Source organism: Reyranella sp. (assembly GCF_050185545.1).
GTDB lineage: Bacteria > Pseudomonadota > Alphaproteobacteria > Reyranellales > Reyranellaceae > Reyranella.
In genome coordinates, this window is sequence record NZ_JBFWZI010000156.1 from 5,135 (window position 1) to 17,133 (window position 11,999).

Sequence of the window (11,999 nt, forward strand, 5' to 3'; positions counted from 1 at the left end):
TCCTGGTCACGGGCGGGGCGGGCTTCATCGGCTCGGCCGTCATCCGCCACATCGTTCGCAACACCGACTGGACGGTGGCCAACGTCGACAAGCTCACCTACGCCGGCAATCTCGAATCGCTGGCCGAGGCGCGCACCAGCAACCGCCACACCCATTTCAAGGTCGACATCTGCGACCGCGCGGCGATCGGCGAGGTTTTCCGCAGCGTCCAACCGGACGCCGTGCTGCATCTTGCCGCGGAAAGCCATGTCGACCGCTCGATCGACGGCGCCGCGCCGTTCATCGAGACCAACGTCACCGGCACTTATGTCATGCTCGACGCGGCGCTCGGCTACTGGCGCACGCTCGACGAGGCAGCGCGCGGCCGTTTCCGCTTCCAGCACATCTCGACCGACGAGGTGTTCGGCTCGCTGGGGCCGACCGGCCGGTTCAGCGAGACCACGCCCTACCAGCCGAACTCGCCCTACTCCGCCACCAAGGCGGCGTCGGACCATCTGGTGCGGGCCTGGCACCACACCTACGGCCTGCCGACGCTCGCCACCAACTGCTCCAACAATTACGGCCCCTACCACTTCCCCGAGAAGCTGATCCCGCTGGTGATCATCCGCGCACTGCGCGGCGAGACCCTGCCTGTCTACGGCAAGGGCGAGAACGTGCGCGACTGGCTGCATGTCGAGGATCATGCCGAGGCGTTGACCCTGGTGCTGCAGAACGGCCGGCCGGGTGAGACCTACAATGTCGGCGGCGACAGCGAGCGGCGCAACATCGACGTCGTCGAGGCGATCTGCGCCCTGCTCGACGAGATGCTGCCGGGCAGCCCCAACCGCCCGCACGCCCGGCTGATCCGCTTCGTCACCGACCGGCCGGGCCACGATGCGCGCTATGCCATCGACTCGGACAAGATCCGCAGCGAGCTGGGATGGCGGCCGCGGCACGGCTTCGAGGACGGCCTGCGTCACACGGTGCGATGGTACCTCGACCACAAGGACTGGTGGGAACGGGTCATGAGCGGCGCCTACCGGGGCGAGCGGCTCGGCCTTCCCGGATAGCGCGAGTCACCCCCGGAACTTCGCCGTCGCGCCAACGTTTGAAACCGTACGTTGGAGGCGGCGATGCGATGGCTTGTATGGCTCGTCATCGCAGCCCTGGTCGCCACGACTAGCGGCTGCGCGGGCGAGGACGCACTGTACACCAATCCGAAATACACACCGGGCTACAAGCCGGCGGGCGACAAGCCAGCCGGCGACACTGCCCACGCGTACGACCGTGCCCTGAGGCCCGACTGGCGGCAGCTCTGACGCCGCCGCCCACCGGTCAATCAGGGTCGTGCCGTCAGGCCAGGTTCTTCCTGAAGAAGCCGACGGTGCGTTCCCACGCGAGCCTGGCGGCCGCCTCATTGTAGCGCGGCGTCGAGTTGTTGTGAAAGCCGTGCTGGGTGCCCGGGTAGAAGTACGCCTCGTAGGCGACTTCGTTGGCCTTCAATGCCGCCTCATAGGCCGGCCACATGGCGTTGATGCGCTCGTCCTTTTCGGCGTACTGGATCAGGAGCGGCGCCTTGATTTTCGGCACCGACGCCGTTTCCGCGGCGGCGCCATAGAATGGCACCGCGGCCTGCAGGTCGGCGCCGAGGGCAACGGCAAGAAAATTGGTCGTGCTGCCGCCCCAGCAGAAGCCGGTCGCGCCGAGCTTGCCGGTAGAGAGCGCATGAGCCTTCAGGAAGCGCGCGCTGTTCACCATGTCGGTGCGCAGCTTGGCCTGGTCGAGGCCGGCCTGCAGGGTGCGGCCATCGTCGTCGTTGCCCGGGTAGCCGCCGACAGGGAACAGGCCATCCGGTGCCAGCGCCACGAAGCCTTCGACCGCGGCGCGCCGCGCGACGTCCTCGATGTAGGGATTGAGCCCGCGGTTCTCGTGGATCACCAGCACCGCCGGGAACGGGCCAGCGCCAGACGGCTGGACCAGGTAACCGCGCATCTGACCCGACGTGCCGCCCGGCGACGGATAGTTGACGTAGCGGGCCTTGATCCGTGAATCGGTGAAGGAGATGGTCTGTGCACTGGCGTAGCGCGGCATCAACGCCTGCGCCATCGTCAGCCCGCCCAGCGCCACGACGGCGGCCTGCTGGAAGAAGGTCCGACGGTCGATGCGGCCGTGGCAGTACTCGTCGTAGAGCTCGAAAACCCGCCGGTCGATCTCGCCCTGCGTCAGGGTCGGGAATTCGGTGATGGTCTGGTCAGGCATGGTTGGAGGCCCCCTGGATTTTCGAGGCGATCGTGGGCGGGATCGCCCGGCAACGAAAGCCGGTTGCGGCCCGCCTCAAGAGCTTGTGAGTACCCTCTTCTGCGCGCCAGCTCTGCTGATACGGCGTAGACGCATCTTGTCTTGTCGATCACCCCTCCAGCTGTCGCTGGAGCCCCGCCCAGCGGTCGAGGATGGGAAGGATCTTGTCTTCCTTCGCCGCCGGCAGGGAGAACACGACGCGGTCGATGCCGAGGCGCTGGTAGAGCCGCAGGCGCTCGATGTCGTCGGGCACGCGGAACAGGCTGATCGGCAGGCTCGCCGGCGCGCGGCCGGCGTCGCGCGCCATCTGGTGGAACTGGTCGATGACGCCGAGCCCATCGCGCTCCAGCCAGTCGTCACGCGGGATCCAGCCGTCGCCGTAGCGGATGGCCCGCCGGGCGGCGTGCGGGAAGGCGCCGCCGACGATGATCGGCGGATGCGGCTTCTGGAACGGCTTGGGCCATTGCTTCATCTTGTCGAACCGGACGAGCTCGCCGTGATACGCGGGCTCCTCCTCGGTCCAGATCGCCTTCATCGCCTCGATGCGCTCGCGCGCGAGCTTGTGACGGGTGGCGAAGGCGGTGCCGTGGTTCTCGATCTCGTCCTGATTCCAGCCGTTGCCGACACCGAACAGGAAGCGGCCTTGGCTGAGTTGGTCGAGCGTCGACACCACCTTGGCGGTGACGATCGGGTCGCGCTGGATCACCAGCGCGATGCCGGTGCCGACCTTGAGCCGGCTGGTGGCGGTCGCCGCCGTGTTGAGCGCGAGGAAGGGATCCATCAGTTCGAAGTAGGCCTGCACCAGCCCGCCGCTCGCCGGATAGGCCGACCGGCGCGACGACGGGATATGGGTGTGCTCGGGCACCCACAGGGACTCGAAGCCGCGCTCCTCCAGGGCGCGGCCCAAGGCGGCCGGATGCATGGATTCCGTGGTGAAGAACATCACAGCCCCGATCTTCATGAACGCTCCTCCGGCCAGGCAGATTTGCCTCAATCTAGGGCCGTGCACGCCGCGCAGGCAAAGGAACGTTTACGCAGCGCGCGTGTTGTCCCTCGATCAGGAGAGAGAGGACATCATGAGGCAGGTCAGTGTGGTGATCGCGGTCGCGCTGCTGGGCGCGGCGGTTGCCGGGTGCGCCGCCCCCTATCAGCGCTACGGCTACGCCTACCAAACCTATCCGGCCTATACCGTCTATCATACGGCGGCCGTGCCGGTCGCTACCACCCAGGTCGCCTACGTCTACCCGACGACGACCTACGCCACGTATCAGTCGTACGACTACGACCGCTACTACATGGGCATCCATCCTGGCCCCGAGCTGAAGAGGGCCTTTCCGTAGGGGCAGTGCCATTCAGCCCTGCAGGGTCGCGCGCACGACGGCGGCAACCTCGTCGACCGCCGCGAGTGGCATGTGCGCGCCCATCGGCAGGCTGAGCACGGTCTGCGCAAGCGTCTCGGCAAGCGGGAACGTGCCCACCGGCCAAGCGAGATCGGCGTAGGCCTCCTGCAGGTGCGGCGGGATCGGGTAGTGGATGAGCGAGCCGATGCCCGCCTTGTCGAGCGCCGCGATCAGGTCGGCGCGCCGCTCGGTCCGCACGACATAGAGATGCCAGATAGGCTCGGCCCATTGCGGCGCGCGCGGCAGGCCGAGCCCGGCGATGCCGGCGAGCTTGTCGTCGTAGCGCGCCGCCAGCACCCGCCGGCGCTCGTTCCAGGCATCGAGGCGCGGCAGCTTGGCGCGCAGGAAGGCGGCCTGCAACTCGTCGAGCCGCGAATTGAAGCCGCGCTCCAGGTTCACGTACTTCACCCGGCTGCCGTAGTTGCGCAGCACGCGCAGGCGCTCGGCGAGCTTCGCGTCATCGGTCGTCACCGCGCCGCCATCGCCGAAGGCGCCGAAATTCTTGGTCGGGAAGAAGCTGTGGGCGCCGGCATGGCCGAGCGCGCCGGCGCGCCGGCCGCGCACCTTGGCGCCCTGCGCCTGCGCCACGTCCTCGACCACCTTGAGGCCGTGCTTGTCGGCCAGCGCCATGATCGCCTCCATGTCGGCCGGCTCGCCGTAGAGATGGACCGGCATGATCGCCCGCGTGCGCGGGGTGATCGCCGCGGCGATGCGCTCGGGATCGATATTGGGACCGGCCGGCGTCGGCTCGACCGGCACCACCGCAGCCCCGACCGCCGTCACCGCGAGCCAGGTCGCGATGTAGGTGTTCGACGGCACGATCACCTCGTCGCCGGCGCCGAGATCCCAGGCGCGCAGCACCAGCTCGAGCGCCTCCAGCCCGTTGCCCAGCCCGACGCAGTGCGCCGTGCCGCAGAACGCCGCGTACTCCTCCTCGAAGGCCGCGACCTCGCGGCCGAGCACGAACCAGCCCGATTCCATCACGCGCCGATAGGCGGCGTCGAGCTCGGGCTTCAGTTCGGCATAGACCGATTTCATGTCGAGGAACGGGATCATGGCCGGGCTGCCGCCTCGCGTTGGAAGGTTTCGTAGTCGCGCAGATACTCGGCTTCGTCGTAGAGCGTCGAGGCGATCACCAGCACCACGGTCTGCGGCGCGAAGTCGACCAACTCGTGCCACACCCAGGTGCCGAGATGGAGCGCGCGCGTCGGATCGTCGAGCCTCACCTGCTGCCTGCTGCGGCCGTCGTCGAGCGCCACCCGGCAGCCGCCGTGCAGGGCGACCAGCAGCAGCTCCGACTGGCGATGGCCGTGCCGGCCGCGCCACTGGCCGGGCGCGACGTGATGCAGCCAGAACAGCCGCCTGGGTGCGAACGGCAGGCCTTTGCCGAGCTCGGCGAAATTGACCTGGCCGCGCGCATCGGCGACGCCGGGAACGTCGATCCAGCAGCAGTTGCGAACCGTGAAAAGGGACTCACTGGTCACCGACATCTCACTCCAATCACGCCTTGTCACTCCCATCACGATCTGCTCGCCTGCAGCTTGCGCCACTGCATGTAGACCACGCCGCCCAGTGCCACGAGTCCTCCGACGATCTGATATGCGTTGGGCATGAAACCATAGCCCATGGCCCACAATACGGCGAAAAACGGCACAAGGTTGACCCACAGCGAGGCGATGGCGACGCCCAGCCGGCTGGCGCCGATGTTCCAGAAGTAGCCGCCGAGGCCGCTCGCCAGCAGCGCCACCGTGAGGAGCTGCGTCCACACCCAGGGATCGCCCTCGTCGAACGGCGAGCGCGACCAGCCAAGCGCAATCAGCGCGGCACTGCATAGGACCGCCCAGCCCAGCGCCGACAGGGACGCCACAAAGGCGCGGTGCAGCTGGCTGACGCCGACTGCGAACCACGCCTGCGCCTTGAGGCTGTACATCGTCCACAGCGTGTTCGACGCCAGCAGGATGATCTCGCCGCCACCGAAGCTCACCGGCCCGCCAGCCACCAGGCTCGACGACGCCAGGATGCCGCCGCCCACCAGGGTGAGCGCCAGCGCCACCGGGAAGCCCGGATCGAAGCGCAGGCCGGTCGCGACCCGCACCGTCGCCGCCGCCACCAGCGGACCGGCGACCTGCACTGCCGCGGCGCTGATCGGATTGCTGAACTGCAGGCCAAGCGTGTAGACGAAGAAGAACGAGGCCATCAGCAGCCCGAGCATGGCGAAGCGCCGAAGGCCGAGCTCGATCCGGAGCGCCCGCGAACCTTCGACCAGCATCAGCAGCACCGCCAGCCCGGCCGCGGCGACCGAGGTCCGGATCGCCGACATCGGAATCAGGTCGAAGTGAGCCAGCATGACCTTGGAAACCGGCACATTGGCGCCCCAGCTCGCACCGACGAAGATCATGGCGGCGAACGCGCCGAGCAGGTGACGATGCTCGCGCATCATCGCCCGGCCAGGCGCATCTGGCGCAGCTGCAGGCTGGCGATCGCGCCCATCACGACCACGCCGCCGGCGAGCTGCAGCCAGCTCGGCTCGCGCCCCATCAGGGCGGCGACCCCGATCGCGAACACCGGCGCCGAGTTCGAGAACAGCGAGGCCACCGGCACGCCAACCAGCGACACGCCGGTGTTCCACAGCAGCAGGGCGATCGCCACGCCGAGCACGCCGATCCATACGAACATGCCCCAGTCCGCCAGGCTCGGTGGGCGCGTCGGAACCTCGATCCCCACGGTCGCCCAGACCACGGCGCAGACCAGGGCGAGCAGCGCGCTCGCCACGCTCGAGGTCAGGGCCGACAGGGCGATCTGCCCGCGATCGGCCAGCCATTGCTGGGCGCGGATCGAGTACCAGCTCCAGCACAGCTGGGCGACCACGAGGATCGGCTCGCCGCCCTCCAGGCCGAAGCCGCTCTCGACCTTGCCGGGCGTGCCCAGCACGACGATGACGCCGCCGGCGACGACCAGGCACAGGCTGAGCGGAAACCCCGCCGGCATGGACGCGCGCAGCATCAGGCGGGCGAGCAGCGTCGCCCAGATCGGGCCGCACATCAGCACGATCGCCGCCGTGGCCGGATGGGAGTGCGCGACGCCGAACGTGTAGAGCACCGAGAACGCCGCCATCGCCGTGCCGAGACGCAGCAATTTGCCGAATTGGAGAGGACGCGGCGCGACCGTCGGGCGCGGCCCGAGAACGACGGCCAGCCACAGCACCGGCATGCCGAGCACGTAGCGCAGCCATGACAGCAGCCACTCGTCGTAGTGCTCGCTGAGCGCCGCCAGCACCGGGATCATCGATCCCCAGATCAGCGCGGACAGCAGCAGCACCAGGGTGGCGCGTCTGAGCGCGCCGAGCGAGGGAGCAGCCATGCGATATCCGTCAGCCGCCAGGCTATCGCAGTTGGCAAAACAAGCCGTCATCCCGACCGGAGCCGAGCGCAGCGAGGCGCAGTGGAGGGACCTTTCTTCTTGCGGCGGCGACAAGAAAGGTCCCTCGACTGCGCCGCCCTGCAGGCTGCTCCGCTCGGGATGACGGAGAAAATGCCGGATGCGATAGCACTGCCGTCAGCCTGGCGCGCGCCGGCGGACCGCCTCGTAGCCGACGCGACAATCGCCGTAGACATCGGGCTTCTCGGTCGACACGCGCGCCTCGACGACGCCCGGCTGGGCAAGGCAGAGATCGAGGATGGCGTCGACCAGCGACTCCTGCAGGTTGAAATGGCGGCTTCTGGCCAGCGCCACGATGCCGTCGTGGACGATATCGTAGTCCAGCACGTTGGCGATGCGATCGTTGTGCACCGCATCCGCCGGCGCGAGCAACAGGTCGGCGTTGACGATCACCGTCTGCGGCCCGTCCTTCTCGAAATCGTGGATGCCGATCGAGACTTTCAGGCGGAAGTCGCGAATGAAGATGCGGCGGTCCATGTCAGTTCTTCTTTTTCTTGTCAAAGGCCCAGTTCTTGTCGAAAGCAATATCGCGCGGTCGCCCGGTCAGATGCTCGCCGCTGTCGATGATCAGGGTGTCGCCGGTGAAGGTGGGCGTCGCCACGATGAAGCGCAAGGCGCGCACCAGGTCGTCGGGCGTAACGCCGACCCGCAGCGGATTTCGGGAGTGCTGCTCGGCGAAGCGGGCATCGGTCTGGCTGCCGCTGCGCAAGGTCAGGCCCGGCGCGATGCCCGCCACCCGGAGCCGCGGCGCGAAGGCCTGCGCCAGCAGCCTGGTCAGGCCCTGCAGCCCGATCTTGGACAGCGTATAGGTGAGGAAATCGGGATTGAGATTGAACAGCTTCTGGTCGAGCAGGTTGACGATCAAGCCGGTCTCGCCCTCGGGCAGCTGGCGCGCCAGCGCCTGCGACAGCAGCATCGGCGCCCTGAGGTTGACGGCCATGTGCCGGTCGAAAATCTCGGCCGTCGCCGTCGGCGCGCGGTCGAGCTCGAACAGCGAGGCGTTGTTCACCAGGCAGGTGAGCGTGACGCCGGGCGCCCGGCACTTGTCGATCAGCGCTTCGGCCTGGCGGGCCGATGCGAGATTGGCCCGCACCGCCTTGGCCTTGCCCTTCGCCGCGGTGATCTCGGCCACGGTCTCGCGCGCACCCTCGGCCGATTCGTGGTGATGGACGAAGACGTAGTAGCCGTCCGTCGCCAGCGCCATCGCCAGCGCGCGACCGATGCGCAGCCCGGCGCCCGTGACCAGCGCGCCTTTCATCGAGCAGACTCGTGACGAGGGACGGGCTGCGAATCATGGTCTTCTGGACCGCGGGCGTCCCGCCCGCTCATGCGCCGGGAGCGCGCCACTCCGTGGCGCTCATAGGGATAGCGGACGCACCGATTGCGGATCGGAAGAGAGCATGGGCGCCACGGAGTGGCGCGCTCCCGGCTATGAGCGGGCGGGACGCCCGCGGCCCATAAGACCATGACCCCTCTGTCCGCCAAGACGCGGACACCTCCCCACGCAACGCGTGGGGAGGAGAATGACGTGCTGCCTTGTTCACGCGGGTCTACTAGCATGCGCCCATGACTTCGTCCCCGTTCGAGACCGTCGACTGCGTTGTGATCGGCGCAGGTGTCGTCGGCCTTGCCGTCGCCCGCGCACTTGCCCTTTCCGGCCGTGAGGTCATCGTCGTCGAGGCAGCCGACGGTATCGGCACGGAGACGAGCTCGCGCAATTCCGAGGTCATTCACGCCGGCATCTACTATCCCAGGGGCAGCCTGATGGCGAAGAGCTGCGTCGCCGGCCGGCGACGCCTCTACGCCTATTGCGCAGAGCACGGCGTGCCGCATCGCAATTGCGGCAAGCTGATCGTGGCGACCAACCAGGCCGAGAGCGAGAAGCTCGCCGAGATCAAGGGCCGTGCCGAGGCCAACGGCGTGGAGGGCATGCGCCTGCTGGGCGCTGCCGAAGCGAGGGCGATGGAGCCCAACCTGCAGTGCACCGCCGCGCTGCTCTCGCCCGCCACCGGCATCGTCGACAGCCACTCCTACATGCTGGCCCTGCAGGGCGATGCCGAGGAGCACGGCGCCATGCTCGCCTTCAACAGCCCGCTCGAGCGCGGCCGCGTCGTCGACGACGGCCTCCTGATCGAGGTCGGCGGCGCCGAGCCGATGACGCTCAGCTGCCGCACCGTCGTCAACTCGGGCGGCCTGCACGCGCCGGCGCTGGCACAAAAAATCACCGGCATGCCATCCGATCGAATCCCGCCGGCGTACTACGCCAAGGGAAACTACTTCACCTTGACCGGACGCTCGCCCTTCTCTCGCCTGATCTACCCGGTGCCGGTGCCGGGCGGCCTCGGCGTGCACATCACGGTCGATCTCGGCGGCCAGGCCAAGTTCGGCCCCGACGTCGAGTGGATCGACGGCATCGACTACACCGTCGACCCGCATCGCTCCGACAAGTTCTATGCCGCCGTGCGCCGCTACTGGCCGGCCCTGCAGGACGGCACACTGCAGCCGGGCTACGCCGGCATCCGTCCCAAGATCGTGCCGCAGGGCGCGCCGGCGCAGGATTTCGTCGTGCAGGGACCGGCCGATCATGGCGTGCCCGGACTCGTCAATTTGTTCGGCATCGAATCGCCCGGCCTCACCGCCTCGCTCGCCCTGGCCGATCTGGTGCGGGACATCGCCAACGCATGAGCCTGGCCCGTCGCGGCCTCCTCGCCGGACTGCCCGGCGCCCTGCTGGGTGGCTGCTCGGCCGCGGCGGTGCTGAATGCCACGGTGCCGCGCAAAGGGTTTACGCTCGAACGCGAGGTCACCTACGGCCCCCTGCCCCGCCAAACGCTCGATCTCTACCGGCCCGATCGTCGGCGCGCCGACGGCCGCAGCGTGCTGTTCTTCTACGGCGGCGCCTGGGATTCGGGCCGCAAGGAGGACTACCTGTTCGTCGGCCAGGCGTTGGCGGCGCGCGGCGTGACGACCATCATCGCCGACTATCGCCTCTATCCCGAGGTCACGTTTCCCGCCTTCCTCGAGGATGGCGCGCGGGCGACCGCCTGGGCCGCCGGCCGTGTCGGCACGGACCGGCTGTTCCTCATGGGCCACTCGGCCGGCGCCTACATCGCCCTGATGCTGGCCGCCGACACGCCTCACCTCGCGGCGGCCGGGGTCGATCGCCTGGCGCTTGCCGGCGCCATCGGGCTGTCCGGCCCCTATGACTTCCTGCCACTCAGGTCGCGCCGCCTGCAGCAGATCTTCGGCGGCGCCGACCGCAGGGAGACGCAGCCAATCACCTTCGCGACCGCGCCGCTTCCACCGATCCTGTTGATTCATGGCACGGCCGATCTCACGGTGAAGCCCGCCAACAGCGAGCGCCTGGCCGCGGCCTGGCGACGCGCCGGATCGCGGGCGGACCTGACGCTCTATCCCGAGATCGACCATGTCGACGTGGTGGCCGCCTTCTCCGATTTCCTGCACAGGCGCGCACCGACGCGAGCCGATGTCCTGGCCTGGATCGACAAAGCCTGATCTGCATGGCGGAAGAATGTTCCGGGACTAGTGCACCGGAGCGAGGTTCGCTAATGCTGGCGCGGACCAGAAACTCGCGGGGGAAATCCAGCAGATGATCAAGACGCGCTTCACCGAGATGTTCGGCATCAAGCACCCGATCGTGCAGGGCGGCATGCAATGGGTCGGCCGCGCCGAGCTGACCTCGGCGGTGGCCAATGCCGGCGCTCTCGGCTTCCTGACCGGCCTCACCCAGCCGACGCCGGAGGATCTGCGCAAGGAGGTGAAGCGCTGCCGCGAGATGACCGACCAGCCGTTCGGCGTCAATCTCACGATCCTGCCCACGCTGGTGCCGCGGCCCTACGGCGAGTACATCGACGCGATCATCGATTCGGGCGTGAAGATCGTCGAGACGGCGGGCAACAACCCCAAGCCGTTCCTGCCCAAGCTCAAGGAAGCCGGCATCAAGGTCATCCACAAATGCACCTCGGTGCGCCACGGCATCTCGGCGGAAAAGGTAGGCGTCGACGCGATCTCGATGGACGGCTTCGAATGCGCCGGCCATCCCGGCGAGGACGACGTACCCAACCTCGTTCTGCTGCCGGCGGCGGCCAACGTCATCAGCATTCCGATGATCGCCTCCGGCGGCTTCGGCGATGCGCGCGGCCTGGTCGCGGCGCTGGCGCTGGGCTGCGAGGGCATCAACATGGGCACCCGCTTCATGGCGACCAGGGAAGCGCCGATCCACGACAACGTGAAGAAGAAGCTGGTGGAGAGCGACGAGCGCTCGACCTCGCTCATCCTGCGTACCATGCGCAACACCAGCCGCGTCTTCGGCAACTCGGTCGCCAAGAAGGCGATTGAGATGGAGCACGAGGGCAAGACCATCCAGGAGATCGGCCCGATCGTCGCCGGCGCCAAGGGCCGCGTCGTCTACGAAACCGGCGACATGGAGCACGGCATCTGGTCGGCCGGCACCGTGATGGGCCTGATCAAGGACATCCCGACCTGCAAGGAACTGGTCGAACGCATCGTCCGCGAAGCCGAAGAGATGATCCGCGGCCGCCTCGCCAAGGCGATCGCCGCCTGACCGCGGGCCGGTACCACGGCCCGCTCGACGGTGACGACACAGCGACTCCCTGAAGACAAAAAGCACCATTGCGCTCGTGAGCCGATGCGAAGTCATTGATTCGAATTGGTCTTCTGCTCCGGCGACGACCAGAATCGCGCCGGAACAGGGAATTGAATCAGGGAATTTGAAGCAGCGGATCAGGGAAGTCGGTGCTTCACGCGGACGCCCGGGCAGCCTTGGCTGGCGGAGAGTGTCACGCGCCGGCGCACAAAGTAAAACGACCCCCTTTTCTTGCCGTCGGTGCGGTCGCTTGCGGTC

At 68.0% G+C, this 11,999-nt stretch carries 14 protein-coding genes; 6 read left to right on the top strand and 8 right to left on the bottom strand.

The annotated features are described in order from the left end of the window. Nucleotides 1-2 precede the first annotated feature (2 nt). Nucleotides 3-1,049: a dTDP-glucose 4,6-dehydratase gene (rfbB, locus tag AB7O82_RS29140; protein ID WP_428549388.1), complete on the top strand. Its 1,047-nt coding sequence runs from the start codon at nucleotides 3-5 to the stop codon at nucleotides 1,047-1,049. A 63-nt stretch (nucleotides 1,050-1,112) separates the two neighbouring features. Further along, the gene (locus AB7O82_RS29145; RefSeq protein ID WP_428549390.1) at nucleotides 1,113-1,298 is read left to right on the top strand and encodes a hypothetical protein; all 186 of its coding nucleotides are present in this window, start codon (nucleotides 1,113-1,115) and stop codon (nucleotides 1,296-1,298) included. 34 nt (nucleotides 1,299-1,332) lie between these two features. Here the strand turns inward: AB7O82_RS29145 and AB7O82_RS29150 are convergent, their stop codons facing one another. Beyond that, nucleotides 1,333-2,238 (bottom strand): dienelactone hydrolase family protein, encoded by a 906-nt coding sequence (locus AB7O82_RS29150; RefSeq protein ID WP_428620840.1) that lies wholly within the window; start codon nucleotides 2,236-2,238, stop codon nucleotides 1,333-1,335. 148 nt (nucleotides 2,239-2,386) lie between these two features. Beyond that, complete coding sequence (locus tag AB7O82_RS29155; protein ID WP_428549394.1) at nucleotides 2,387-3,238, bottom strand: LLM class F420-dependent oxidoreductase; 852 nt, start codon at nucleotides 3,236-3,238, stop codon at nucleotides 2,387-2,389. Nucleotides 3,239-3,353: 115 nt separating this feature from the next. Here AB7O82_RS29155 and AB7O82_RS29160 point away from each other — a divergent pair, with 115 nt between their 5' ends. Then, nucleotides 3,354-3,617, top strand: coding sequence for a hypothetical protein (locus tag AB7O82_RS29160; protein WP_428549396.1), 264 nt, complete (start codon nucleotides 3,354-3,356; stop codon nucleotides 3,615-3,617). A 12-nt stretch (nucleotides 3,618-3,629) separates the two neighbouring features. On the opposite strand, the gene AB7O82_RS29165 is transcribed toward AB7O82_RS29160, so the two are convergent. From AB7O82_RS29165 to AB7O82_RS29190, 6 genes are all read right to left on the bottom strand, one after another. Further along, complete coding sequence (locus AB7O82_RS29165; RefSeq protein WP_428549398.1) at nucleotides 3,630-4,733, bottom strand: DegT/DnrJ/EryC1/StrS family aminotransferase; 1,104 nt, start codon at nucleotides 4,731-4,733, stop codon at nucleotides 3,630-3,632. Then, nucleotides 4,730-5,161 (bottom strand): sugar 3,4-ketoisomerase, encoded by a 432-nt coding sequence (locus AB7O82_RS29170; RefSeq protein WP_428549400.1) that lies wholly within the window; start codon nucleotides 5,159-5,161, stop codon nucleotides 4,730-4,732. The genes AB7O82_RS29165 and AB7O82_RS29170 overlap by 4 nt, the downstream gene beginning before the upstream one ends. Nucleotides 5,162-5,196: 35 nt before the next feature. Further along, nucleotides 5,197-6,117, bottom strand: coding sequence for a DMT family transporter (locus tag AB7O82_RS29175; RefSeq protein ID WP_428620841.1), 921 nt, complete (start codon nucleotides 6,115-6,117; stop codon nucleotides 5,197-5,199). Further along, nucleotides 6,114-7,037 carry a DMT family transporter gene (locus AB7O82_RS29180; protein WP_428549404.1) on the bottom strand — a complete coding sequence of 308 codons (924 nt, stop codon included), beginning with the start codon at nucleotides 7,035-7,037 and terminating at the stop codon, nucleotides 6,114-6,116. Before AB7O82_RS29180 ends, AB7O82_RS29175 begins: the two co-directional genes overlap by 4 nt. Nucleotides 7,038-7,232: 195 nt before the next feature. Next, on the bottom strand, nucleotides 7,233-7,592 hold the full coding sequence (locus AB7O82_RS29185) for a dihydroneopterin aldolase (RefSeq protein ID WP_428549406.1): 360 nt from the start codon (nucleotides 7,590-7,592) through the stop codon (nucleotides 7,233-7,235). 1 nt (nucleotide 7,593) lies between these two features. Further along, entirely contained in the window at nucleotides 7,594-8,373 is a 780-nt protein-coding gene (locus tag AB7O82_RS29190) for an SDR family oxidoreductase (protein ID WP_428549408.1), read from the bottom strand. 308 nt (nucleotides 8,374-8,681) lie between these two features. Between AB7O82_RS29190 and AB7O82_RS29195 the strand changes: the two genes are divergently transcribed. From AB7O82_RS29195 to AB7O82_RS29205, 3 genes are all read left to right on the top strand, one after another. Next, on the top strand, nucleotides 8,682-9,800 hold the full coding sequence (locus tag AB7O82_RS29195) for an NAD(P)/FAD-dependent oxidoreductase (RefSeq protein ID WP_428549410.1): 1,119 nt from the start codon (nucleotides 8,682-8,684) through the stop codon (nucleotides 9,798-9,800). Continuing rightward, nucleotides 9,797-10,630, top strand: a complete 834-nt coding sequence (locus AB7O82_RS29200; RefSeq protein ID WP_428549412.1) for an alpha/beta hydrolase — start codon at nucleotides 9,797-9,799, stop codon at nucleotides 10,628-10,630. The genes AB7O82_RS29195 and AB7O82_RS29200 overlap by 4 nt, the downstream gene beginning before the upstream one ends. A gap of 94 nt (nucleotides 10,631-10,724) precedes the next feature. After that, nucleotides 10,725-11,699 (top strand): NAD(P)H-dependent flavin oxidoreductase, encoded by a 975-nt coding sequence (locus tag AB7O82_RS29205; protein WP_428620843.1) that lies wholly within the window; start codon nucleotides 10,725-10,727, stop codon nucleotides 11,697-11,699. The last annotated feature ends 300 nt before the right edge of the window (nucleotides 11,700-11,999 follow it).

What these genes read in the sequence shown, in the direction of transcription:
- AB7O82_RS29145 (WP_428549390.1), top strand. Translation starts at nt 1,113, where the DNA reads ATGCGATGGCTTGTATGGCTCGTCATCGCAGCCCTGGTCGCCACGACT.
- AB7O82_RS29150 (WP_428620840.1), bottom strand. Translation starts at nt 2,238, where the DNA reads ATGCCTGACCAGACCATCACCGAATTCCCGACCCTGACGCAGGGCGAG.
- AB7O82_RS29155 (WP_428549394.1), bottom strand. Translation starts at nt 3,238, where the DNA reads ATGAAGATCGGGGCTGTGATGTTCTTCACCACGGAATCCATGCATCCG.
- AB7O82_RS29160 (WP_428549396.1), top strand. Translation starts at nt 3,354, where the DNA reads ATGAGGCAGGTCAGTGTGGTGATCGCGGTCGCGCTGCTGGGCGCGGCG.
- AB7O82_RS29165 (WP_428549398.1), bottom strand. Translation starts at nt 4,733, where the DNA reads ATGATCCCGTTCCTCGACATGAAATCGGTCTATGCCGAACTGAAGCCC.
- AB7O82_RS29175 (WP_428620841.1), bottom strand. Translation starts at nt 6,117, where the DNA reads ATGATGCGCGAGCATCGTCACCTGCTCGGCGCGTTCGCCGCCATGATC.
- AB7O82_RS29180 (WP_428549404.1), bottom strand. Translation starts at nt 7,037, where the DNA reads ATGGCTGCTCCCTCGCTCGGCGCGCTCAGACGCGCCACCCTGGTGCTG.
- AB7O82_RS29185 (WP_428549406.1), bottom strand. Translation starts at nt 7,592, where the DNA reads ATGGACCGCCGCATCTTCATTCGCGACTTCCGCCTGAAAGTCTCGATC.
- AB7O82_RS29190 (WP_428549408.1), bottom strand. Translation starts at nt 8,373, where the DNA reads ATGAAAGGCGCGCTGGTCACGGGCGCCGGGCTGCGCATCGGTCGCGCG.
- AB7O82_RS29195 (WP_428549410.1), top strand. Translation starts at nt 8,682, where the DNA reads ATGACTTCGTCCCCGTTCGAGACCGTCGACTGCGTTGTGATCGGCGCA.
- AB7O82_RS29200 (WP_428549412.1), top strand. Translation starts at nt 9,797, where the DNA reads ATGAGCCTGGCCCGTCGCGGCCTCCTCGCCGGACTGCCCGGCGCCCTG.
- AB7O82_RS29205 (WP_428620843.1), top strand. Translation starts at nt 10,725, where the DNA reads ATGATCAAGACGCGCTTCACCGAGATGTTCGGCATCAAGCACCCGATC.